Here is a 250-nt window from a genome sequence, read left to right as displayed (position 1 = left end):
AGGTCGATCATCGCGTGTGCGCGCGAGCGCTGCACCTGCACGAAGACGATGAAAAGCAGCGCGCACGCGGCGAGCCGCGCGACGGTGCGCCAGTCTGTCCAGCCGTCCGCTTGCGCGTCTATCAGCGCCCAGATGCCGAGGGCGAGCGCGCCGGCGAAAAGCGCGCTGCCGGCGAGATCGAGCGATCCCGCTTCGCCGTTGCGCGATTCGCGGATGCCGCGCCATGCACAGGCCGCGAGCAGCGCGCAGA

Annotated in this window: 1 pseudogene; it reads right to left on the bottom strand. The window is 70.8% G+C overall.

What is annotated here, in order from left to right:
• Positions 1 to 250: pseudogene (locus tag NCS28_RS33135) on the bottom strand (MFS transporter); the annotation flags it as partial.

The sequence above is a fragment of the Caballeronia sp. INDeC2 genome, from assembly GCF_023631325.1.
GTDB lineage: Bacteria > Pseudomonadota > Gammaproteobacteria > Burkholderiales > Burkholderiaceae > Caballeronia.
This window is presented reverse-complemented; position numbering and strand designations above follow the sequence as displayed.